Source organism: Agromyces sp. Y182 (assembly GCF_059445385.1).
Map to the genome: position 1 here is coordinate 363634 of NZ_JCAIUF010000001.1, position 21581 is coordinate 385214.

The window sequence follows — 21581 nt, forward strand, 5'->3', positions numbered from 1 at the left end:
GGGCGCCCATCACGGCGCCGGCGTCACCTTCCAGATCGTGAGATCGCCCTCAGCGACCGGGAATGTCTCGACTCGGCTCAGGCAAGGTGATACCGGTTCGACGCTGCCGTCGGTGAATACGAAGTCGACGTTCCGCTGGGAGAAGTTCGAGCACGCGTCGAACGTCGCGATGATCTGATCGGGTGCCGGGTTGGATACCGTCGGCTCACCTTCCCCGAGCGCCCAGCTAACCCCGGCCAAGCGATTCCACTGGAACTCGTAGGCTCCGCTGGGATCGATCTCATCCCACATCTCGGGCGACGGCGCGCCCTGGAATCCGTTGAAGGCCTCAACCCCGGATTCCAAGAGCATTCCCGTCGTCAGGCGGCCCCCGATTCCGACCCACCTCGAGTCACCGCTCACCCCCGAGTCCAGCCGCATGATGGCTCGGGCCGCATCCGTCTCCCGTAGGTCGAGCACCCCACGGTAGACGGGGTTCACGGTCACCGAGCTCGCGATGGCAACGATGGTGAAGATCACGACCCCGGTTCGCGGCATCGCACGAGCCAGCAGATACAGCACCGTAGCGCTCGCGAGTGCGAAGATCCACCAGTGCCGAGAAGCATCGAGACCGGTCGGCGATTCCCGAAGCACCGCGACCGCGATGGCAATCTGCGACACGAGGAAGGCGACCGCGATAAGGACGCTGAGTGCCCTCCCGGGCCGGTGTCCACGGTGGAGGTCTCGGATCACGTAGACGACGACGACGAACGAGGCGAGGCCGACGCCGATTCGGACCCTGCCAGGAAGCGTCCGATCGAGGAACAGGATGTGGGCGATCGCATCCCAGCCGGGAACGAAGATGAACGCGACGAAGACGAGCATCACCGCGGAGGCGGAGATCGCCACCCATGGCATCCGGGTCGCGGCAGTGCGCCGAACGGCCAGCCACGCCACGACCGGGATAAGGAATGCCCCCGCGAAGAAAAACGTGGACGCCTCCGAGGAATTGAGGCCGAGGAATCCTCCTGCCTTCAGCGACTGCGTGAACGATGAAGAGACAGCGGAAGCGAGGGCCGTGAGATCGCCGTCCCCGGTCGTCTGCAGGCGCTCGCCCGGATACGCAGTGCCGAGGAACTCGGCGACCGTGCGCGACTTCGTGACGAGCCAGATGCCGACCACGGCTCCTGCTGCGGCTCCGGCCGCGGCGATCGGCCACAGGCCGAGCACCGCGCGCCAGAACCGCACGCCAGTGCTGCGTGCCTCGAGCACGGCTCCGATCGCGAAAAACGCCACGACGAGAGCCACCGGCACGATGAAGGGCACATAGATGCCCATCGCCATCACCACAGTCAGGTACGCCACCACCACACCCCACACGATCGGCGCCGGCCGAGTGCGGGCCTTGATCGCCCAGACGATGGCCGACATCGTGGCGAATCCCCAGACCACAGGCCACCACGTGGTCTGCAGGAACCACCACTGGAAGAAGGGACTGAAGTAGAACGCTACGGCCATCGCGGTGGCGATGATCGGTCGTCGCGGGAGCACGGTCACAGTGAAGCAGTAGGCGGCGGCCAGCAGGCTCAGGGCCGGCAACCACCATTTCAGGGTGAGTGCGTGATCGACGTCCATCCCGAAGAATCCGAGGAGGTGCGGGCGAAACGCGACCGACCAGTCCGCGCGAGGGAGATCCTGCGGAAGGGTCGTGTCCATGCCGCCGGGGAACGTCTCGTTCACGACGGGTAAGCCTTGTTGGGCCTGCGTGATCGCCCACACGGTCTGCACGTACCACTCGTCGGTACGGATCATCTCGGGGTTGCCCACGAGCAAGTTGGGGTCGGCGCTCGCGCTCAGCGATGAATGGAATGCGCCTGAGGACGAACCGTTTATTGCGAAGCCGACCAGAAGGACCCCAAGGACCAGGAGCAAGGCCGGGAATCCGAGCAGAACCCGCATTCTGGGCAGTCCATCGGGTCTCGGTTCGACCCAGTCACGGTAACCGTTGCGCGCACGCGCCCAACGAGTTCCGCCTCGAGCGCTAATCGGTTGTTCGTCTGCCCCGACTCCGCTATGTCCCGGTCGGCGATCAACCATGACGTCCTAATCGGACGACGATCTTCTCGACGACGACGCGGGGGCCTCCCGTGCGAAGGTAGTGCGCAGCACGAGACAGATCGCGACGCCACCCCGTTCGACCGGAGACCCCTCCGACCGGAAGCGGCAACCGGATCTGATCGAGTTCGCTTCGCCCGGCTTCACGATCTGCGGCGTGAGATGGCGCACGGCAGAACTCCACCAACGGAGCAAGCGTGCGCGACCAACGGAAGGATTCCCGCTCGACGGCCACGTTCGCCCGAGCGATGTCGCCTTCGGCCTGGTCGTAGAGCATCGCCTCCATGGCCCCAGCGAGTGCGGTCTCATCACGCTCGACAACGACCCGGCCGAGTGTCCGATCTCGAGTGAGGGACGCGAACGCATCGCCATCGGTCGTCACGATGGGCAGACCGGCCCAGAGGTAGTCGAGGATGCGGGTTCGGAACGAGTAGCTCGTCTCCACATGCTGAAAATGGGTCGACACACCGAGATCGGCGTCGAGAAGATAGTTGACACGATCGTCGAAATCGACCCAAGCCTCATTGAAGAACACGTGCTTGTCCGTGAGCCCGAGCTCCGCCGAAAGTGCCCGTGTGCGTGCCACGACGTCCATCTCAGGCACATCCGGATTCGGATGCCGCACTCCCAGAAAGAACAGTCGCACATCGTCATGCCGGTCCGCCAGTTCTCGGATCGCACGAACCAGCGTCTCGGGGTCGAACCAGTTGTAGATTCCGCCCGCCCAGATGACGATCTTGTCGTGTTCGCCGATGCCCGGAATCACTCCACGGATGGCATGGCGAGTCGGCACGGGGTTGGACTCGGAGATACCGAACGGTGCGATCCCGATCAACCTCTCGAGATCGTTGTCCTGCGAGTAGGTGGATGGATTCACCCGACCGACCGCCGCAAGTTGTCCGAGCCAGAAGTGTCGTTGGAGTGGGCTGGCGCAGATAAAGTAGTCGCCAAGGTACAACTGGTGATTCAACGACGCGGTGGCGTCCCACACCTGCGACTCCCAGACCTCTGGCGCCAGTTCGCGGCCTTGTTCCAGCTGCTCGAGGTGCATCGGATCGTAGATGTCGACGATGAGGACCTTCGAGGTCTTGGCGAGAGCTGGGAATAGTGCGAGCGCGTGGCCCTGCACCAGGATGACATCCGCCCAGTCCTCATGCACGTCGACCGATGAGGGCTGATGGTGCGAGATCATCGCAATCTCGAATGAATCGCTCGAAGTCGAGACGCCGGTCATGCTCAGTACCCGGACGGTATGTTCGGCTGCGAGCGCCTCGGCGATATGCCACGCACGGATCGCCGGGCCGGCCATCTTCTCGCCGATCGGATCGCCGGTGATGACGAGTACCCGGCTCTCGAGGGACGAACCGTCAGGCGCCGTCACGAATTCACCAGCGCTGCAGAACCGAGTGCCCGCGCGAACTCGACGGGCGCGACTGCCGCGAGTCGCGCTGCCGTCGCATGACCGTTGCGTCTCAACTCGCTCCAGACGGAGTCATCTTCAACGGCGTCGGTGAGCAGTCGCTCAAGGCTGTCAAGATCGCCACGCGGAAACAGAAGGGAGTTGTAGCCGTCGAGCACTTCCCAGTTCGTGCGCGGGTCTGGAGACGAGAGGTAGACGGCGCCGATCGACATCAACGCCAAGGGTACCAAGCTGTTCTCGGGCTCCGTGAATGAGATGACCGCTCGCGGTTCCCGGGCACGAAGCTCGTCGAGGGCCTCTGCATCGACAGGCACCGATTCGTGGTGCTCAGTCTGGGCACCGAGACCGGCCGCTACGCCATCGATACGTGCCCGCGTCGGCTCATCTGCGCCGTAGCTCACGATGAGCGCTTCTTCCGGTCGATCGGTGCTAATGGGCGCCGGCGGCAGCGATGGCGCGACACGGGAGCGCACCTCCCATGCGGCCTCCGCCTGCAGCTGGTGCTGCGCCCACCGGTTCGGGGCGATGTAGTCGAACTCCGGGCGGTAGCCTGCAATGACCGTGGCCTGTCGTACCGGATCGGTCGGGAAGCGACCGCTCTCGACGGTCGGCAGCAGGTAGACGGGCTTGCCGGAGTGGAGCGTCGAGATCCAGACCGTGGCCGCAACCGACCAGTCGGCAGCCACCACGACTGACGCCGTACGATCGAGGCGTTCGATCAGCTCCTCATGCGGGGCATCGCCCTCGGCTCTGTGTGATCGAACGTCGATACCGAGAGCGACGAGCTCCTGCGCTAGGTGCTCGAGATAGGCGGCCCAGAGGCCGACGGTCTGCGCACCAAGGACGATGTCGACACTGAATGGCTCCGGGACGGACCGAGTCATGAACAGCGAGTCCCAGCGCGCCCAGAACTTGCGCATCGAGGCCAGCTCGCGCTTGCCCTGACTGTAACCACGGCTCGCAGACTCGTGATGGATGAGCAAGGCATCGGGCTGGTAGTAGCAACGCACTCCGGCTTCCCAAGCCTGCAGACCGTAATCGACGTCCTCGAAGCCCAACCAGTACTCGTCGTCGAGGAAGCCGACCCGATTGAATGCGTCGCGTGTGATATAGACGCAGGCGCCAGAGATCGAGCGGTTATAGCCCGGCACATTCGCTGAAGGCTTCGTGGCAGCGGCTCCCACATTCAGGTGTCCGAACCATTGCGGAGCGAGGACGCGCGCGTAGTAGGTGCCCCCGTATTGGATGCGGCCGTCGGGGTAGACGAGTTTCGGACTCACCATCCCGATGTGATCGTCGATTGCGTAGGCGCTGTACTGCAATGCGTCGAGCCATCCCGGTTGCGCGACAATATCGCTGTTCAGCAGCACGATGTCGTGCTTGGCCTGCGACATTCCGACGTTAACGGTTCCGGCGAACCCGAGGCGCTCTTCCTTGAGTACCACGCGGACTCGATCGGACTGCAGCGCGAGCAGCTTCTCGCTGTTCTCGGCCTGTACGTAATCGTCGACGATGATGATCTCGTGCTCGATGTGCTCGCAGGTCTCAGCGACGCTCTCGAGCGCCTTCACGAGGAGGGGAAGGTCGTTGTAGCTGGGGATGACGATGCTCACCGGACGGCCATTTTGCACCATCCACTCCTGCATCCGCTGGTTCGCGCGCAGGCCGTGGGTGTTGACAGAATAGAGTGGCCCGGACCCTATCGCGCGAGCTGCACCCCGCAGCCGTTCAGGAAGCTTCGCATAGACGCGGCGCGCCAGAGCAAGCGGGAGATTTCGATTCATCTTCAGGCATCCAAACACGGGAGAGTATGCAGTCAATGGTACAGAGCCAGAGCGGGCTGATCGGACGGGTCGAAAGCCAGGTGCTCGTCGTCGCCCCTGACGTCGTCGGCCCACGGATGGCGGGGCCAGGCCTCCGATTCGTGGCGATCGCGAGGGAATTGTCTCGGCACACGCCTGTCGTATTCGCAGTCGGCGTCGCTGGGAGCAGTACCGTCGACTTCGGCGAGGACGCCGTCGTCGTGGTCGAGTATTCAACGATCGACGAGTTGACGGATCTCATCGCGAAGGCCGATGTCGTCTACGGACAGTTCGTGGACACGAGCGCCGTGCGTGCCGGGATCGAGAACGGCACACGGTTCATCTTCGATCTCTACAACGCCCTGCCTGCTGAGGCGATCGGTGCCGAGAAGATCAGTGGGTTCGACACCCAGCCGGAGAAAGACGATCGGTTCGGCGATGTGGTCGAGTATTTCCGATTCTGCCTCCTCGCCGGCAGCTACTTCGTGACCTCGAACGAACGACAGCGCGACTTCTGGCTGGGTTTCATGACCGCTTCAGGCGCGCTGAAGCCGAGTGAACTGCGCGGGCGCTCGGCTGACCAGATCATCGGGCTCGTCCCGTTCGGGGCGGAGAACGACGAGCCGGTACAGCGCACGCACGGGATCCGCGGAACCCGAGGCATCGGCGACGATGACGTCGTCATCGTCTGGGCTGGCGGCATCTGGGACTGGTTCGACGCCGAAACCCCGATCCGCGCCGTCGCGGCACTGCGCGCCGATCACCCCGAGTTGAAGCTGGTCTTCTACGGCACGGTGCATCCGAACGCCACGATCGGCCGACCGAAAGCCGTCGACCGAGCCAGGAGCCTCGCGAGCGAGCTCGGAGTGCTCGATAGCGGCGTGCACTTCATCGACGATTGGATCCCTGCTGCCGACCGCGCCGACTACCTGCTCGACGCGGATATCGCACTCTCAGCGCACCTCGAGTCCTTCGAGACACGGTACGCCTTCCGCACACGCATCCTCGACCATTTCTGGGCCACGCTTCCGAGCATCGTGACTGCCGGAGACTGGTTCGCGGAATACATCGAGAAGAACGAGCTCGGGTTGGTCGTGCCTTGCGGCAACCTGCCTGCGATGACGGGTGCCATCGCCGATCTGCTGGAACACCCGGAGAGAAGAGCGCGATTCGTCGAGAACGTCGCACAGATTCGCGACGAGTGGCGTTGGCACGAGACAACCCGGCCCCTCGTGGAGATCGTGACGACAGGGGGCGCCGCCCTCACGGCACGTGTGCTCCCACCAGTTCCCTCGGAGGAGCCGATCCCGGCACTCGCGCCAGAACCTCACTCGAATCCTGTACCGAAAGCGTCACTGAGAGCACGTCTGTCCGCGACCGCACTCGGCCGCCTCTACCGGCGGGCGCGCCGTCTTGCTCAGCGGGAGAGGGACTCGTAGAACGTCTGGACACGGTCCAGGACCAACGGCCAGGAGTAACGTGCTGCCGTCGCAAGTCCGGCACGGCGTAGTCGTTCCTGCTCGACCGGATCCGCCAAGAGTCCCTCCATCGCGACAGCGAGGGCGTCCGAGTCGTCCTGCCCGACCATGATGCAGTTCTCGCCATCTTTGCAGAAGTCCCGATTGCCGTGGGAATCCGTGGTGATGACGGGGCATCCGGCTGCCATGGCCTCGAGAATGGGGAGGCAGTATCCCTCGTGACGGGAGGTCTGCACGAACACGGTGCCCGTGTTGTACAACTCGTTGACCACCTCGTCTTTCGGACGTTCGATATATTCCGCGCGCTCATCATCGATGATGTCCGGTTCCGTGCCGAACAGCAGGAGCCGGGGTCTGTGTTCCCCAAGCGATCTCCAGGCACGTAAGGTCATGGCGAAGTTCTTCTGGAAGAAGGAACGGCCGACCGCGAGAACGGCGTCGCTGTGGCGTTCGACCTCTGGGAGGACGTGAAACACTTCGGGATTGAACCCGTGCGGGATGAGCGTGGCCGCAACGTTCACGGATGCCAGTTCCTCGACCTGGTATCGGGCCTCTGTCAGCGTATGGAATTCGCGGCGATAGCTTGCAGCGACGACGGATCGCGCAACAGCATCGTCAGGATAGAACCAGGTCTCGAATTCCTGGACGAAGTTGACGGGGATTCCATGATTGGCGGTGGCGAGCCACACGATCTCCGCCGTCTCCCACCAAGTCGCAACCTTGACAGCGTCTTCCTTCCGGAGCGCTTGGAGCAGGTCGTCCAGGCCCCGGTAGGTGCGTACGGGAACTTGCAGGTCGAACCATGTCGGAGCGCCCTGATTCGACCAGATCTCCACATCGAATCCTCGCGCGGCGAGACCGTTCGATACCTCGAATACTGCCCGGATGCCCCCACTGACCGACGTCGCCGGAAGCACGAAGATGATTCTCCTGCGCCCATCTGCGCCGTTGACGGTTCTGCTCAACAACCAAGTCCGCTGCTGGTCGCTGAGCGCTGGGACGGTGACGTCGGTGACCGCCAGGCGGACTTCGGGGAAGCAGAGCGTCCGCACATTCGCCTGCCAGCCACGCATGACCCATGTAGCGATCTGATCGTCGAGCGAGAGCCCCACGATGTCCGTCGCAGCCAGATCGACCGAATCGATCGCCCGTGCCGTGGCGTAGAACCCATGCGCCCCGGCCGCGAGCACGTAACGCGGGACGTCATTCTGGCCGATGTCCAGCGTCGCCCCAGTCACGGGTGCCCATCGGATGACTCCGCGGTCGAAGTCGAAACCGGCGACAGGCGATCCATCCCTCTCGTAGCCGGGCGTAACGAAGCCGATCTCGTGGTCGAGATGGTACTCGTGTGCGGCATGCTGGAGCCGCACCAGTTTCTCTCCCTCCACCGGTTGCTCATGGAGGTCGAGGATCGCCACGTCGCATCGTCTCCAGAATCGCTGGATCCACTCGAGGATATCGCCGAGGTCCGTGCCTGCTCGATCCGAAATAAAATCGCACTCGGTATAGAGGACGGGATCGACTCCACCGAGCCTTGCGGACTGCGCAGGCGAGACGAGAAAGTGGGCACGCAACCACGGATGCAAGCGGGCCATCCAGGCCGTCAAATCAGTCTGGGTCTCACCGAGGAGCACGATCACCATTGGCCGCGGATGCCGCGCATGCCAGATGCGCGCCGTTTGCTCGTCGAGATTAGTGGTGACCGCGTTCGCGAACGTCGCGCCGTTGCCAACGCCGTCCCCGTCGCGAGTCTGTGGCGCGCCACGCGGAGAGCCGGTGCGAATCCGGTCGGCGACCTCTGCGCTCGCCACCGAGATCGCCTCGGCACCTCGCGCCACTGTTCGCCCTGCAACCCGTAAGATCCGCTTCAACACTGCGTAACTCCATTCGTTCAAGGCGACCACCATCGGGGCCGCGGCAGCCTTGCCCTCATCGATTGTAGATGCAGCGATCGGTACGGCTTGGCTGAGGGCAACAGCAACTGGGGTCATCGCCGTCGGCGACGGACCACGTACGTCACGACGAGGAAGACCAGAATGGCCGCGGCAGACCCCACGCTGACGGCGATCCCCGAGGTCGCCCCGGGCGTGGTGAAGGTGATTACCACGATGTGCCGACCGGCCGATACGTGAACGGCCGCGGCTGCATGATCTGCGTCGACCAGGTCGGTTGGCACGCCGTCGATCGTCGCCGTCCATCCCCGTCTGCGGAACGAATCCTCGACGAGGAGCCACCCGTCACCGGTCGCGTCGATGGAGTACGCAGTTTCAGCGAGCGATCGCTCCTCCGCCGTGACATCCGCGATGGAACCGCTCATGGTTTCCTGCATGTCACCGGAACGCTCCAATATCACGGTTTCAGCGGGAACCTGCCCGTCGGTGATCGCCTCAACGCGCGCTTCGCCGTCCTCGATGAGGATGCTCTCCGAAGCCCAGCGCACCCGGGAGAGCACCTCTTCACGCTCATAGATCGTCGAGTCACCGGTGTGGACGATTGCTAGTCCATCGGAAGCCGGCCGCACAAGTGAGATCTCGATGGCGCCCTCGGTGGCGCCGGCGAAGGTGATGGGTCCGTCTGCACCAGTCATGGTGATCGCAGCCGTCCATCGCTGGCCGTCGGGGATCGCGTCCCCAGCCACGGCGATGTTCCATCCGCCCGGATATCGTGGGAACCAGGAGCGTGTGGTAGCCAGCGGCACGCCTCCGTCTTCCGGCGTGATGTCGACGGTGACCTCGATACCGTCCACCGCGGTGAAGGTGGAGAGCATCTCGAATCCGATCGCGCGGACCGGCCCGGAATACGTGCCCGACGACACGGGATCCCCTGGCTCGACGGCCACCTCGCGCGTCGTCGCAGGCGCAGCCTCGGGCGTTCCGAGCACTGGCGATTCCGGTGCAGCAACCACGTATTTCACTCCCAGCCGCTCGAGCACTCCGGACTGGATACTCGAGGCGAGGTTGGCGGATCTCAGTGTCGAGTTCGTGATGGTGGAATACGCGTTGGGGTCCGCCGCTTCGAGAAGCTGCCTCCACTCGACGGTCTGGAATGCGTGACCGCCCAGAGAACGTAGGCCGTACGCGGTGTTGGCGCCGGGCAGCAACGCGAGATCGACCGTCGCGAGGCGATCTTGACCGAGCTGGTCCGCAAGGAACTCCGTCGTCGGCGTCTCCGGATAGAAAGACGCATTCGACGCAGGTTCCCACCAGACGTTCGTAATGTGAAGCGCCGGGAGGAGCACGAAGACCGGGACAGTCGCCGCGATCAGGGCCGACGACCATCGGTGACGCAGTGTCCACCAGACCGCGACGAGAACCACGACGACGGCGACGGAGGCGGCGATGAGCTCGATCTGCCGGACCAGGACTGCCCGCCACTGGTCTGGCACCTGGGCGAGACCCTCGCGCACGAGGACCGCTGCCGCCGCGGTTACGACCCCGACGATTATGATCCGCAGGACGAAAGCGAAGATCCCGCGGCGACTCCGCCACAGAAGCCGCTGATACACGCGGAACGGAGCCGGATCGAGGATGGTCGCGAACCCCATGCCGGCGAGGATGGCAGCGAAGAAACCGATCATGGATCGGAGGCGCCCGATGTGGTTGTTGGAGAAGATCGGAAGCGTCTGGACGCTCTCCAGCATGGTCCCGCCGACATAGACCAGCACGATCGTGACCGCGATGCCGCAGATGAAGAACGCAAGTGCACCTCGACCGAAGCGCCGGCGCGGGAGGAGGAGGACTGCGAACAGGGCGAGGACGACAGCGACGCCCCCGATGTACGAGAACGTCTCGACCACATGCCCCTCGCGCCAGAGGTCGACCTCGGGAGCGCCGTTGATGTCTGGAACGAGCGCGGAAGCAAGGTTCCACCAAGGCAGGTGCATCTCCGGCGTCTGCGCACGGACGCCGAGGTCGAGAACGTCGGTTGCGTTGAGCGCGAAGGGGATGAGCTGCCACGCGGCCAGGAAGGCGCCTGCGAGCACGCCCGCCACCGACACCGCTGCGGAGCGCACGACGGCGAGCCAACGGTGGTGAACGGCGATCGCCCTGACGAGCACATAGGCACCCCCTGCGTAGAGGGCGTAGCCCACGATGGCGGGGAATCCACCGAGGAACATCGCCGCAAGAACGAGTGCGATAGGAATCGCATCACGTGCGCGAGCACGCACGGCAGCTCGGTCCAGAGCCCAGAAAAGCAAAGGGATGAAGGCCGCGACCCGAGTCTGGGGCCAGTTCGCCCACGCGACCATGAATCCGCTGGAAGCGAAGACCAGACTCGCGACCGGCCAGGCGACCCGACTCACCCCGAGCCGGCGCAGGAACAGTGACATTCCCACCGTGATGGTGACGATGATCAGGAGCTCGACGACCCCCGGGGCGAACGAGGGCGGCAGGATCCACCACGGCAAGGACAATGGCGAGTACGCACCGGAGTTGGGCACCCCGCCGAGTTCGGTGCCACCCGCCTCGTACGGGTTCCATGCCGCCGATCCACCTTGCTTGAGCGCATCTGTGAGGAGCATCGTTTGCGGTGCGACCGAGTCGACTGTGTCGGTGAAGAGTGGTAGCACCATCGGCGTCTGCTCCTGGAGCACCGACATCCACGGGGCGACCGCCGTGAACTGGTCGGTGCGCAGGAACGTCCCCTGTCCGATGAGTGGCGTTCCGATGCCTATGATCGTGAACGCCGCTAGGGTAAGCCACCCGACGATCTCAGCAATTAATGAGACACGGCGAGCGTGGAGTCGACGGTCGGCGATCACCACTGCTCGCTCTCCGTCCGTACTCATCCCTGATTGATTATGCCCGATCCAACCCGTGGCAGCGGGCCGCCGGCTCTTCGAGCCTCCAATATGCTTGTTCACGCACCGCCGGACGACGAAAGACCTCATGCGACTGTTCATCCAGATTCCCTGCCTCAACGAAGAGGAGACCCTCGCCAGCGTGCTCGAGTCAATTCCGACCAGCATCGACGGGATCGATGACATCCAGATCCTCGTCATCGACGATGGATCCACGGACGGGACGGTGGGCGTGGCTCGATTGCACGGTGTCGAGCACATAGTCAGACATACCCGCAACATGGGGCTGGCGCGCTCATTCGTTGATGGCGTGGATTATGCCCTCTCGCATGGTGCGGACATCGTCGTCAATACCGACGGTGACAACCAGTATCCCCAGGATCGAATCGGCGACCTGGTGCGGCCGATCATCGACGGAGCCGCCGAGATCGTGATCGCCGACAGACAGACGGCCACTGTCGACCACTTCTCGCCGTTCAAGAAGCTGATGCAGAGGGTCGGGAGTTGGGTGGTCAACAAGGCCGCTGGAACGGACATCCCCGACGCACCCAGCGGCTTCCGCGCCTACTCGCGATACGCCCTGATCCGGCTGAACGTGGTCACCAGGTTCAGCTACACCATGGAGACCATCATCCAAGCCGGCTACAAGCGTCTAGCGATCGTTAGCGTGCCGGTCAGCACGAACCCCAAGACACGGGAATCGCGTCTGTTCAGCAACATCTGGCAGCACATGGCCCTGTCGGGGTCGGCCATCGTTCGCGCGTATTTGATGTATCGCCCGTATGTGGTCTTCGCCGGCCTCGGTGCGCTCCTGACAATCGCCGGGCTCATCCCCTTCGTCCGATATCTCGTGCTCACAGCGCTCGATTCGGGAGGGGACCATTTCCAGTCGCTGCTGATCGGGGCCACCGTACTGACTGGTGCACTCCTCTCGTTCGCGATCGGTGTCGTCGCCGACCTGACGCGCATCAACCGGGCACTGACCGAAGACACCCTCGAGTTCGCCAAGAGGCAACGCTACGGCGAGAACTGATCCGGACCGGGGTTCGCCTTCACGCCGCTGAAGTCTGCCACCACGACGCGGAATGCGGCAGCCAATTCCTCTGCCATCGCGGCCGACGAGTATATGTCTTTGGCGGCCACGCTGAACCTCACTGCTGTCGCAGAGCGATCCTGATCGGCACCGACTCGTTCTAGCGTATCCACCCAGGCATCAGAATCGCCGCTCTCGACGCGCAACCCGGTCACACCGTCACGGACCGCATCCCGCAGACCTTCGAGGTCTGCGGCAACGGTGAAAAGACCTGCCTGGCTCGATTCGACCACAACGAGACCGAAACCTTCCATGTCTCCAGGGACAGCGATATTCGGCTGGACATAGATATCACCGGCCGCCAGCACCCCCGCACGCTCCCCGTCGCTCACGCGACCGAGCAACCGGACACGTCCCGCGAGGCCTCGCCGGTCGATCTCAGCCTTGATCCGGTCACGATCCTGTCCGTCCCCCATGACGACATAGTGGAATTGCTCACTCAGCCGCGGCATGACGTTCTCGAGGAACCAGAGCACTCCCTTCCTCGGTACGAGGCGCCCCGTCGTGACGAGGATGATCGCTTCATCGGGGAACCCGATGCCAGCGCAAACGGCTGCACGAACGTCGACACGGGACGGCGTTGCTGAAGGCGCCGGCAATCCGAGCACGATTATCCGGACTCTCGACTCGTCCACTCCCACTTCGAGTACCTGGTCACGAGTCGCCTCGCTAATGGCGAGCACGAGCGGAGCACGACGAAGTTGCGGGCGCACAAGGGTGCGATAGAGCAAATTGGTGTAAGTCACATCGAGGCCCATGACCATGGTGAGGGACGGAACACGCGTCATCTGGGTGATCCAGCCGAGCGTCGTCCATGTGAGTGCGTCACCGAACAGCACGACACGGTCACGCCTACGAAGGCATCGCCAGACCAGCCGTGCGCCGCTCAACGGGATCCACCACACGAGGTGCATGTTCCCTCGCCGGAGTGCGACCAGTTCGCTGTCTGGATCCAGTTCGCGCAAGGCCTCGTGGGTTCTCGCGGCGAGAGTCTCCATGCCGCCGACTGATGGCGGGAACTTCCGCGTGACGAATGTGGTGATTACACGCCTCTTCCGGGACTCTGCCGTTCTCGGCGTCGGCTTGACCGTGAATATCAGCATGGCCGCATCACCGAAGGTCATGAAAAGACGATGCACGATGATGATGCTCAGAATTCCCGCCGCCGGCATGAACGTGCCCAGGGTAACTCCGAGCACGGCTTCACGCACGCCAGCTCCAGCGGGAGCAATGAGAGTGGCGAACCCAGCGACCCATGCGATCGCGTAGCTGCAGACAGCAAGGACAACCTCGCGGATGTCGATGCCCGTCAGGGAGGCGATCAGAGCGGCAAGTCCGAGACCGAGTAATAGCCAGCTGAGAACCGACCAAGCAACCGCAGCCGAGAACGGCCAGATCTTGATGGGCGGAAGGGGCGACTGGCGGGCGATACGCATGGCGACCTTGATTGCGAGATTCAATACCGGGGGGAATAGCGCGATGAGCCCCGCCGACACCAGCACCACGGGGGCCCACGAGTATCTCTCCCGCACTGCCGGAACTAGGAAGAGCGCTCCAACTGCGTAGACCGAGCCCACGGCCACACTCATCAGCAAGGCCACAGTGCTCGCGCTGACGCTCATCCGCGCCTTCAGGCCCGCCGCGCGGCCGAGGCGCGCGCTGACGATGATTGGCCAAACGCCGCCGGGGATGTACTTGGTGAGTTGCGAAGTGAAGAACACCCGTGCCGCATCGCGACGGCTAATCCGAACTCCGAACGAATGCACGACGCTACGCCATGACAACATGTTGACGTACAAGCCGACGAAGATACTCAGTGCAGATGCGGCCACCCACAGCGGCCGCATCTGCAGGATCGCCTCGGTGAATGAGTCCCAGTTGGCGACGACAGTCCACCCCAACAGGACGACTGCGAGTACTCCGACGACGATCTGGAGTAGTCTGCGGGTCTTCTTCATCGGTCTTTCTTCGACGGGCGCCGCTCACTGAACCGTATCAAGCGGTGCCGCGGCAACGGGAAGCGTCTGCGGTCCAGATGTGGGGCTCGTGGGCCGTCCCACTCGCGTCACGAAGCCTCCAGGGGTCACAGGTAGTCTGAGTGTAGCGGCAGCCTGCACCAATATTGATTGCCTCTCGGCTGCCTTGATCTGATTGGACGTCATGCCTCGCGCTCTCATCACCGGTATCACCGGACAGGACGGCTACTACCTAGCCAAGCTCCTTCTCTCCAAGGGCTATGAGGTCTTCGGGCTGGTACGCGGGCAGAACAATCCCAAGATCGAGTTCCTTGAACGGGCACTCCCCGAGGTGAAGATTCTGACGGGAGACCTTCTCGACTTGTCGAGTTTGCTTCGTGCCGTCGACGCATCCCAGCCCGGCGAGATCTATAACCTCGGTGCGATCTCATTCGTCGCCTACTCTTGGGAAAACGTACATCTGACGAGCGATGTCACCGGCAAGGGCGTGCTCAACATGCTTGAAGCGACTCGTCTCTGGGCCGGAGACGACCTGAGCGCTGTGAAGTTCTACCAGGCCTCGAGTTCTGAGATGTACGGCAAGGTGCAGGAGGTCCCTCAGCGGGAGTCGACCTTGCTGTGGCCGCGCTCCCCCTACGGTGTGGCCAAGGTCTTCGGCCACTACATGACGATCAACTACCGCGAGTCGTACGGGATGCACGCATCCAGTGGGATCCTGTTCAATCACGAGTCGCCGTTGCGCGGCCCGGAGTTCGTCACCCGGAAGATCACCCTCGCGGTCGCGCGTATCGCCGCGGGAAAGCAGGACAGCCTCGTCATGGGCAACCTGGACGCCAAGCGCGACTGGGGCTACGCCGGTGACTACGTCGACGCAATGTGGCGTATGTTGCAGCAGCCGACCGCCGATGACTACGTCGTGTCGACCTCCGAGACCCACTCCGTCCGGGAGTTCATCGAGCGGGCATTCGCTCGCGCCGGTTTGGAAGACTGGGACCGCTACGTCACTCAGGACCCGCGCTTCTTCCGCCCTGCTGAAGTTGACCTGCTCATCGGCGACTCCACCAAGGCGCGCACCGAACTGGGTTGGCAGCCCCAAGTTTCCTTCCCGGAGCTCGTCGACATGATGGTGGACGCCGACATCGAGCGTGTCGCACGTGGGGACGCCTAGATCTTCCATGCCCACGGCGCTGATTACCGGCATCACCGGCCAGACGGGGAGTTACCTTGGCGAACAGCTTGCCAGGGAGGGCTGGGAGGTGCACGGCCTGGTGCGTACCCGAGACGAGGCCCAGGCAGCTTTGGAGGGGCTGGTGCCGACCGCGCGACTGCATGAAGGCGACCTCACGGACGATCGTCGCCTTGAGGGCCTCGTCGAAGCTCTCAAGCCCAACGCCATCTTCAATCTCGGGGGCCTGACGTCGGTTGCGGCGTCTTGGACGACGCCGGTGGAAGCCGCTCGGTTGACGGCACTCCCCGTTGCTGTGTTGCTCGATGCGGCATGGCGTCTACGCGAGCGCCTCAACCGGCCGGTCGCGTTCGTCCAGGCATCAAGCGCGGAGATCTTCGGTCGCGCGGCCGAGACACCCCAGAGCGAGGCGACCACGATCGCGCCGGTCAACCCGTACGGTGCCGCGAAGGCCTACGGGCATCTGCTCGTCGACCTGTACCGTGGCGTCGGCCTCGAAGCCTCCAGCTGCATCCTGTTCAATCACGAGTCCCCTCGCCGGCCGTCGACCTTCGTGACGCGCAAAATCACGCAGGGTGTCGCACGCATCAGCCTCGGCCTCGCCGATACACTCACCCTCGGAAACCTCGATGCGGTGCGCGACTGGGGGTGGGCACCGGACTATGCGGATGCACTCGTCCGCGCAGCGTCAGTACCCGGGGATTACGTCGTTGCAACGGGCGACACGCACTCGGTGCGCGATTTCGTCAGAGCCGCGTTCCAAGCCGTCGGAATCGATGACTGGAAAGGACTCGTCGATACGGATACCGCGTTCGTCCGGCCTGCTGATGCTTCGGCGCAACGCGGCGACGCCACCCGCGCACGAGAGGTGCTGGGCTGGGAGCCGACCGTGCGATTCGACGAGATGGTTGCTGCCATGGTCCGTCACGACGTCCAGTTGCTTCAAGCTTCCCGATGATCAGGCGACTCTCTCGTCAGCGGTTCGCTCTCAGGTGAGGGCGGGACATCGATGGCTAGAATGCAGTGTTTGCAAGTGAAAGGAAGCCCATGAGTTCTCGCGCAATCGACGTGTCCACCCGGATCGTCGACGAGCCGCTTCGCGAGGTCGGTCGCACCAGCGGTGGACGCGGCTTCGTGGCCTCCTTCAAGGAGATATTTAGCTACCGGGAGTTGCTGCGGCGTCTCGTCGTACGCGAACTTCGAGCCAAGTACAAGAACAGCAGCCTCGGTATCGTGTGGTCGTTGATCAGGCCACTCGCCCAATTGCTCATCTATTATGTGGCCATCGGCCAGTTCTTGGGTGCCGCGCGATCGATTCCCGATTTCGCGATCTTCGTCTTCACCGGCCTCACGGTGTGGGGGCTCTACAGCGAGATCGTGAGTTCCGGAACAACGTCGATCGTTGGGAACGCCGGGCTCGTCAAGAAGGTCTACGTGCCGCGTGAAATCTTTCCCCTCGCGGCCCTGGGCGGTGCGATGTTCAACTTCGTCGTGCAGTTCATCGTGCTCGTCTCCGCGACGATCGTGCTCGGTCGCGTGCCACTCCACTGGGAGCTCTTCTATGCTGTCGGTTCCATCGCCATCGTCGTGGTACTCGGAACCGCTCTCGCCCTCGTGCTCTCCGCACTCAACGTCTACCTCCGCGATGTCCAGCATCTCGTCGAGATCATGATGCTCATCTTCTTCTGGGCCTCACCCATCACCTATTCGCTCGCGTTTGTGAACAACGCACTGCACGGTTCCTGGCTCGAAGAGCTCTACCTGGCCAATCCCGTCACGCTCGCCGTGGTCGGCATGCAAAAAGCGATGTGGGTCTCGGGGGCGAATGACCCCAACCAATACTGGCCACCCAATCTTGGCTTGCGGATGCTCATCGCAGTCTTCGTGAGCGCTCTGCTCTTCCTCGTGGCGCAGAGGATCTTTTCCCGCCTTCAAAGCAACTTCGCGCAGGAGCTCTGAACGATGACCGTCGATATCGACCCCCTCATCCGTGTCGAGGGGGTGTCCAAGCATTTCGTGCTGCACAAGGACAAATCCATCAAAGAACGTATCCTCTACTTCCGCCATCGTAAGAAGGCGCGCGAGGAATTCTCCGCACTGAGCGAGGTCTCGTTCCAAGTCGAGCTCGGCGAATCCGTCGGGCTCATCGGGCACAACGGTTCTGGCAAGAGCACCCTGCTGAAGGTCATCGGCGGCATCATCGACGCGTCAGAGGGCAAGGTCTTCCGTCGCGGGCGCGTGGCAGCGCTGCTCGAACTCGGCGCTGGATTCCACTCCGACCTCTCCGGCCGAGACAACGTCTATCTCAACGCATCCATCCTGGGCATGTCGACGGAAGAGACGGATGCAGTCTTCGATGACATCGTCGAGTTCTCTGGAATCGGTGACTTCATCGACACCCAAGTCAAGTTCTACTCCTCCGGAATGTACGTTCGGCTAGCATTCGCCGTGGCAGTGCACTCCGATCCCGACCTGCTGCTCGTCGACGAGGTCCTTGCTGTCGGAGATGAACCGTTCCAGCAGAAGTGTATGACGAAGATCCGCCAGTTCCAGCGGGAAGGACGCACCATCGTCCTCGTGAGCCACTCCGCCGAGCAGGTGGCGGATGTCTGCAGTCGCACCATTGTGCTCGATGCCGGCAGGATCGTGCACGACGGAGGGGTCGGCGAGGGCATCCGCGTGCTCCGCGAGGGCTACGAGCGGGACCGGGTCGCCGCCCAGGAAGTCGCAGCCGCGCGCAATGGCGGTGAAGAGACGGGGTCGGATGGCACCGTCACCATCGACGACGTCACCGTCCAGACGGCCGACGGAGCCAAACTCGGGCCGGTACCCATCCCCCGCGGCACCGATCTGACGATCTCGATCCATGCGACCGTGCGTAAGAAGGTCGACTGGATCACCGGCTTCACCTTCGAGTCCACGCTCGGTCAGACCGTGTACCGTCTCAATTCAGAGGGCATGGAGATGAACCTCCCGACCGACCCCGGCAATTACCGGATCGATTTCACGATCCGCGACACCAATTTCGGTCGAGATCGCCTCATCCTGAGTGCTGGCGCCACAACGATCGACGGGACGACGATCGACATGCTCAACCCCGCGGCGTATCTCGACTTCGAGAACGATCCGGCGGGCGCCGGGGTGGTGCAGTTCGATGCCTCGTGTGCCGTCCACGCGGATCAGGTCACGTCAGGGTGAACGCCGGCGCTCCAGCCCGCGCCATCGTGACGGTCGCATACCGGTCGGACCGCGAGCTGGACAGCTTCCTAATTAGTGCCGACCAGGCGTCAAGTGAGGCCACATTCTGTGTAGTGGTTGACAATCTCCCCTCCAGCGGTTCCGCCGCAGAGATCACTCGACTCCGCGGTGGTATTTACCTCCCTATGTCGTCGAACCTCGGTTACGGTGGGGCGATCAATGCGGCAGTGCGAAGCTTGCCTGACTCGGTCGAGTGGATCCTGATCAGCAATCCTGATGTCGTACTGGTGCCGTCGACGATGGACATCCTGATCGAGCGGGCGCTCACGGATCCACGGATCGCCAGTGTCGGCCCTCGGATCTTGAACGAAGACGGCACGACGTATCCTTCTGCTCGATCGGTGCCCTCCGTGCGATTCGGCATCGGGCATGCGCTGTTCTCGCGTGTCTGGGCCGACAACCCATGGACCAAGCGATATCACGTCGGCTCCGAGTCCATTGAATCGTCGCGCGAAGCCGGCTGGCTGTCTGGGGCCTGCATTCTCGTGCGTCGCTCGGCGTTCGAATCCATTTCAGGATTCGATGAGGATTTCTTCATGTACTTCGAGGATGTCGACTTGGGCTATCGCTTCGGTCGGTCCGGATGGCTAAATATCTACGAACCGAACGCATCGGCGACCCACCATGGGGCCCGCTCGACCGCGACGGAATCGGCCACGATGCTCGTGGAGCACCACCGAAGTGCGGAACGATTTCTCACCAAGCGCTATGCATCGCCGTGGCTTGCGCCAATGCGGATCTTCCTGCTCGCCGGCCTTCGTCTGCGCTCAGGTCTTGCAGTGTGGCGAAGCCGTCACAGGGACGCCTAGCATCTCGAAGGCGGAGTGGTCGGAACGCGCGACGCGGCAGCTTCCCAAACTCGCCCCCGCCACGTGCACCGCTCGATGCGTGGCCAGCCCAGTGGACTTGATTCAGAACCGTCAATCGGATGCGCCGACGACGCGGCCAGACGTCCGGCTTCAGCTGGTGAGCGATCGCAGGTAGCGTCCATATCCGCTCTTGACGAGTGGTTCCGCAAGCTTTCGCAGGGTGGAGTCATCGATCCACCCGGCGCGCCAAGCGATCTCTTCGATGCATCCGATCTTGAAGCCCTGCCGGTCCTCGATCACGCGCACGTACTCCGAAGCTTGCATCATCGACTCGAATGTGCCGGTGTCTAGCCACGCGGTGCCGCGGTCCAGCACCTGGACACGGAGCCGACCGGAAGCGAGGTAGCGCTCATTGACCGTTGAAATCTCGAGTTCGCCGCGATCGCTGGGAGCGATAGTCTTGGCTATCCCCACGACGGAATTGTCGTAGAAGTACAGGCCGGGCACGGCATAGTTGCTCTTCGGTGCCAGTGGCTTCTCCTCAATGGAGAGCGCGGTGAATTCCTCATCGAACTCGACGACTCCGTACGCGGTCGGATCGCTCACCTGGTATGCGAAGATCAACGCGCCCTCGATCTCGGCGTTGTTCCGCAGCGACGACCCGAGGCCTGTGCCGTGGAAGATGTTGTCGCCAAGCACCAGAGCGACGCTCTCGTCGCCGATAAACTCCTCGCCGATAATGAACGCCTGTGCAAGGCCATCGGGCGAGGGCTGCACCGCGAACTCGAGACGGATCCCGAGTTCGGAGCCGTCGCCGAGCAGTGCGCGGAACTGATCGTGATATTCGGGCGTCGTGATGATGAGGATCTCCCGAATTCCCGCCATCATGAGCGTCGACAGGGGGTAGTAGACCATCGGCTTGTCGTATATCGGCATGAGCTGCTTCGAGATGCCCTTGGTGATAGGCCACAGTCGAGTGCCGGAGCCTCCGGCGAGAATGATGCCGCGCATCGTCAGATCCCCTTGTTCAGCGCGTGATAATACGCACGCGTGTCGTCCCAGGACGGCAGAAGGCCCAAATCAGTCGCCTCGACGAGGCTCGGCGCATCGGTGTCCTTCGGCGAGAGCAGGAGCGCCTCAGAATCGATCCCGAAGTCGAGAGCGACGTCGGCATCGAGCGGGTTGATGCCGTGCTCGCGCCCGGCGTTAAACGTAGCCGTCACTAGGTAACTGACCGTCGCATCGCTGGTGAGCGCAACGAAGCAGTGTCCAAGTCCCTCCGGGATGTAAATGGCGCGACGATCGACGTCGTCGAGCAGAACGGAGTCCCACTGACCGAATGTGGGGGAACCCACGCGGATGTCGATCACGAAGTCCATCACGGCGCCATGTGTCGCTGTGACGTACTTCGCCTGGCCTGGCGGCACATCGGCGAAGTGAATACCGCGGACGACGCCGCGCTTCGATACCGAGGTATTCACCTGCGCGAGCGACAGGGGATGTCCGACCGTCTCTTCGAGACGATCAAATCGATACCATTCGAGAAATACCCCCCGATCGTCGCCGAACTGCTTCGGGGTGATCTCGTAGCTGTCGGGGACCTTTAATTCGCGGATCTGCACTCCGGAAGTCTAACGAAGACCTGGTTCCCCCGCGCGTCGAGT

General features: G+C 63.1%; 15 protein-coding genes. 7 read left to right on the plus strand and 8 right to left on the minus strand.

Annotation, left to right across the window (positions count from 1 at the left end):
• Window positions 1-9: 9 nt before the first annotated feature.
• The 3 genes from AC1C2R_RS01695 to AC1C2R_RS01705 are packed head-to-tail and all read right to left on the minus strand — an operon-like array spanning window position 10 to window position 5298.
• A complete protein-coding gene (locus AC1C2R_RS01695) occupies window positions 10-2076 on the minus strand; it encodes a DUF7657 domain-containing protein (RefSeq protein ID WP_495378719.1) in 2067 nt (688 codons plus the stop codon).
• Entirely contained in the window at window positions 2069-3475 is a 1407-nt protein-coding gene (locus tag AC1C2R_RS01700) for a glycosyltransferase family 4 protein (protein ID WP_495378720.1), read from the minus strand. Before AC1C2R_RS01700 ends, AC1C2R_RS01695 begins: the two co-directional genes overlap by 8 nt.
• Window positions 3472-5298 (minus strand): glycosyltransferase family 2 protein, encoded by a 1827-nt coding sequence (locus AC1C2R_RS01705; RefSeq protein ID WP_495378721.1) that lies wholly within the window; start codon window positions 5296-5298, stop codon window positions 3472-3474. Before AC1C2R_RS01705 ends, AC1C2R_RS01700 begins: the two co-directional genes overlap by 4 nt.
• A 35-nt stretch (window positions 5299-5333) precedes the next feature.
• On the opposite strand from AC1C2R_RS01705, the gene AC1C2R_RS01710 reads away from it, so the two are divergent.
• Window positions 5334-6755 (plus strand): glycosyltransferase, encoded by a 1422-nt coding sequence (locus AC1C2R_RS01710; protein WP_495378722.1) that lies wholly within the window; start codon window positions 5334-5336, stop codon window positions 6753-6755.
• On the opposite strand, the gene AC1C2R_RS01715 is transcribed toward AC1C2R_RS01710, so the two are convergent.
• Both AC1C2R_RS01715 and AC1C2R_RS01720 read right to left on the minus strand, forming a co-directional pair.
• Window positions 6734-8605: a glycosyltransferase family 4 protein gene (locus AC1C2R_RS01715; protein WP_495378723.1), complete on the minus strand. Its 1872-nt coding sequence runs from the start codon at window positions 8603-8605 to the stop codon at window positions 6734-6736. The two genes, AC1C2R_RS01710 and AC1C2R_RS01715, sit on opposite strands and share 22 nt — an antisense overlap.
• 176 nt (window positions 8606-8781) lie before the next feature.
• A complete protein-coding gene (locus AC1C2R_RS01720; RefSeq protein ID WP_495378724.1) occupies window positions 8782-11583 on the minus strand; it encodes a putative glycosyltransferase family protein in 2802 nt (933 codons plus the stop codon).
• 100 nt (window positions 11584-11683) lie between these two features.
• Here AC1C2R_RS01720 and AC1C2R_RS01725 point away from each other — a divergent pair, with 100 nt between their 5' ends.
• Window positions 11684-12628, plus strand: coding sequence for a glycosyltransferase family 2 protein (locus AC1C2R_RS01725; RefSeq protein ID WP_495378725.1), 945 nt, complete (start codon window positions 11684-11686; stop codon window positions 12626-12628).
• Here the strand turns inward: AC1C2R_RS01725 and AC1C2R_RS01730 are convergent.
• On the minus strand, window positions 12613-14646 hold the full coding sequence (locus tag AC1C2R_RS01730) for a glycosyltransferase (protein ID WP_495378726.1): 2034 nt from the start codon (window positions 14644-14646) through the stop codon (window positions 12613-12615). The genes AC1C2R_RS01725 and AC1C2R_RS01730 overlap by 16 nt on opposite strands.
• 202 nt (window positions 14647-14848) lie before the next feature.
• Between AC1C2R_RS01730 and AC1C2R_RS01735 the strand changes: the two genes are divergently transcribed.
• From AC1C2R_RS01735 to AC1C2R_RS01755, 5 genes are all read left to right on the plus strand, one after another.
• Window positions 14849-15832: a GDP-mannose 4,6-dehydratase gene (locus AC1C2R_RS01735; protein ID WP_495378727.1), complete on the plus strand. Its 984-nt coding sequence runs from the start codon at window positions 14849-14851 to the stop codon at window positions 15830-15832.
• A 7-nt stretch (window positions 15833-15839) separates the two neighbouring features.
• Entirely contained in the window at window positions 15840-16808 is a 969-nt protein-coding gene (locus AC1C2R_RS01740; protein ID WP_495378728.1) for a GDP-mannose 4,6-dehydratase, read from the plus strand.
• Between the two features lie 89 nt (window positions 16809-16897).
• Window positions 16898-17809: an ABC transporter permease gene (locus tag AC1C2R_RS01745; RefSeq protein WP_495378729.1), complete on the plus strand. Its 912-nt coding sequence runs from the start codon at window positions 16898-16900 to the stop codon at window positions 17807-17809.
• 3 nt (window positions 17810-17812) lie between these two features.
• Window positions 17813-19048, plus strand: coding sequence for an ABC transporter ATP-binding protein (locus tag AC1C2R_RS01750; RefSeq protein WP_495378730.1), 1236 nt, complete (start codon window positions 17813-17815; stop codon window positions 19046-19048).
• On the plus strand, window positions 19045-19917 hold the full coding sequence (locus AC1C2R_RS01755) for a glycosyltransferase family 2 protein (RefSeq protein WP_495378731.1): 873 nt from the start codon (window positions 19045-19047) through the stop codon (window positions 19915-19917). The genes AC1C2R_RS01750 and AC1C2R_RS01755 overlap by 4 nt, the downstream gene beginning before the upstream one ends.
• 150 nt (window positions 19918-20067) lie before the next feature.
• On the opposite strand, the gene rfbA is transcribed toward AC1C2R_RS01755, so the two are convergent.
• Window positions 20068-20928, minus strand: a complete 861-nt coding sequence (gene rfbA / locus AC1C2R_RS01760; protein WP_495378732.1) for a glucose-1-phosphate thymidylyltransferase RfbA — start codon at window positions 20926-20928, stop codon at window positions 20068-20070.
• A gap of 2 nt (window positions 20929-20930) precedes the next feature.
• A complete protein-coding gene (locus tag AC1C2R_RS01765; RefSeq protein WP_495378733.1) occupies window positions 20931-21539 on the minus strand; it encodes a dTDP-4-dehydrorhamnose 3,5-epimerase family protein in 609 nt (202 codons plus the stop codon).
• Window positions 21540-21581: the final 42 nt, after the last annotated feature.